General features: G+C 57.5%; 3 protein-coding genes. 2 read left to right on the forward strand and 1 reads right to left on the reverse strand.

What is annotated here, in order from left to right; all coding sequences use genetic code 11:
* Positions 1-87: 87 nt before the first annotated feature.
* Positions 88-1620 (reverse strand): photosystem II chlorophyll-binding protein CP47, encoded by a 1533-nt coding sequence (gene psbB / locus NW820_RS00770; RefSeq protein WP_011431948.1) that lies wholly within the window; start codon positions 1618-1620, stop codon positions 88-90.
* 362 nt (positions 1621-1982) lie between these two features.
* Between psbB and NW820_RS00775 the strand changes: the two genes are divergently transcribed.
* Both NW820_RS00775 and psbM read left to right on the forward strand, forming a co-directional pair.
* Positions 1983-2279 (forward strand): 2Fe-2S iron-sulfur cluster-binding protein, encoded by a 297-nt coding sequence (locus NW820_RS00775; protein ID WP_011431947.1) that lies wholly within the window; start codon positions 1983-1985, stop codon positions 2277-2279.
* 86 nt (positions 2280-2365) lie between these two features.
* Positions 2366-2473: a photosystem II reaction center protein PsbM gene (gene psbM, locus NW820_RS00780; RefSeq protein ID WP_071818137.1), complete on the forward strand. Its 108-nt coding sequence runs from the start codon at positions 2366-2368 to the stop codon at positions 2471-2473.
* The last annotated feature ends 12 nt before the right edge of the window (positions 2474-2485 follow it).

The raw sequence follows: 2485 nt of genomic DNA on the forward strand, positions 1-2485 counted from the left end.
GGGGGCTTGATTCCAGATTAACTCAGAGCCGCCAGCACCCCATCTCCAAAGTGAAGCAGAGTGCCGACGGCATCGCCGAAAAGGGCTCTAGGCTTCCTGAACCTTGCGAGTGGTGGGATCCCCTACTTTCTGGAAGACGCCGAACTCCACCATTTCCTCGCTCATATTGGGGTCAATACCGGCGAACACATCGCGGAAGAGAGTGCGAGCGCCGTGCCAGATGTGGCCAAAGAAGAACAGCAGGGCAAAGACCGCGTGAGCAAAGGTAAACCAACCGCGGGGGCTGGTGTGGAAGGTGCCGTCCGCCTTGGGGGTTTCTCGGTCGAACTCAAACAACTGACCCAACTGGGCCTGGCGGGCATATTTCTTGACGGTTGCCGGGTCGGTAAACACCTGACCGTCCAGCTTGCCGCCGTAAAACTCCACCGTCACGCCCACCTGCTCAAAGCTATAGCGAGACTCTGCCCGACGGAAGGGAATGTCTGCCCGCACCACCCCATCGGCATCCCGCAGGATAACCGGGAAGGTCTCGAAGAAGTTGGGCATCCGCTGCACCGTCAGCTCCCGCCCTTCGCGGTCACGGAACACCGGGTAGCCCAGCCACTCGATGGCAATGCCATCCCCTTTGTTCATGGGGCCAGCTCGGAACAGACCCCCCTTGGCCGGGCTGTTGCCCACGTAGTCGTAGAAGAGCAAAGATTTGGGCAGGGAGTTGTAGGCCTCGCTGCGGGTCATCCCGGCTTCCATAGCCGCATTTACCCGGCGGTTAATCTCCTGGTTGAAATAGCCAGAATCCCATTGGTAGCGGGTGGGACCAAACAGCTCCACAGGGGTAGTGGCGCTGCCGTACCACATGGTTCCGGCCACCACAAAACCGGCAAAAAACACCGCCGCGATCGAGCTGGAAAGCACCGTCTCGATGTTCCCCATTCGCAGAGCGCGATAGAGGCGCTGGGGTGGGCGTACCGTGATGTGAAATAGACCTGCAATGATGCCCACGATGCCTGCAGCAATGTGGTGGGCCACCACCCCTCCGGCGTTGTAGGGGTTAAAACCGGCTGGCCCCCATTCCGGTGCTACCGGCTGGACGTGTCCCGTCGTCGCATAGGGATCGCTCACCCACATCCCCGGGCCAAACACCCCCGTCAGGTGAAAGGCGCCAAACCCAAAGCAGAGGATCCCGGCCAACAGCAGGTGGATCCCAAATATTTTCGGCAGATCCAAAGCCGGCTCGCCGGTGCGGGGATCCCGGAACAGCTCCAGATCCCAGTACACCCAGTGCCAGCAGGCCGCCAAGAAGAGCAATCCGGACAAAACGATATGAGCAGTAGCTACCCCTTCAAACGTCCAGAAGCCCGCATTGGCTACGCTCTCGCCGTAGATATTCCAACCGCCCCAGGAGTTGACCACCCCCAGGCGAACCATAAATGGCATGACAAACATGCCCTGACGCCACATCGGATTCAGGACAGGATCCGACGGATCGAAAATGGCCGTCTCATAAAGCGCCATTGATCCGGCCCAACCTGCTACCAGAGCGGTATGCATTAGGTGAACCGCGATTAGGCGACCTGGGTCATTCAGTACAACCGTATGGACCCGATACCACGGTAGTCCCATAAAGCTCGGTCCTCCACGTTCTCCAACACTTACGCGATATCCAGTCAAACAATTAAGCCGACATCTTACCTGGGATCCTGACCTGAGCAGTTTCTTCAGAGTCGGGGGGTACCGCACCCGCTTGAACCCCTGAGCGCACCCAAGAGGATATCGCTCTCAGAATTTCCATCACGGGCATCAAACAGTATAACGAAACGCTACCGACCTGAGTGGCTTCAGGCAGGATGCCGTCTCACTTTAGGCATCATCTTCCCAGATCTCTCGCCGGAGATTAAAAATATGACTTAAAATGTTACAATACTTAGCAACTGTGAGCGCTCTCCTGGCTCAGGCTGAAAGGTGTCGTGGTTTCTGGCAGGGGTATGGCAACGATCCGCTTCGTCAACGAGAACCGAGAGATCTTCGTCGCTGAAGGCGCTAACTTGCGCTTGAAGGCTCTGGAAAACCAGATCGATCTCTACAAAATGATGGCCAAGCTGCTCAACTGCGGCGGCAACGGCCAGTGTGGCACCTGTGTGGTGGAGATTGTTGAGGGATCCGAGAACCTCTCCCCTCGCACCGAGGCGGAAAACCGCAAGCTCAAGCGCAAGCCCGACAGCTACCGCCTTGCTTGCCAGACCAAGGTGTTGGGGGATGTTTCGGTCAAAACCAAGCCCTAGCCTTGGCCCGCCCGTTTTCCCTTTGGGCAAGTCGTACCTCAGAGTGGTATGCTGACTGCCAGTTGGGCTTGTGGCATTTGTGAGTTATGGAGACGAACTACCTGGGCATCTTGGCCACCCTCTTAGTTGTTCTGGTGCCCGCCATCTTCCTGGTGATTTTGTACGTGCAAACCTCCAGCAGATCTGGCGACTGACCGGGCAACTCC

It is taken from the genome of Synechococcus sp. R55.7 (assembly GCF_047461955.1).
GTDB lineage: Bacteria > Cyanobacteriota > Cyanobacteriia > Thermostichales > Thermostichaceae > Thermostichus.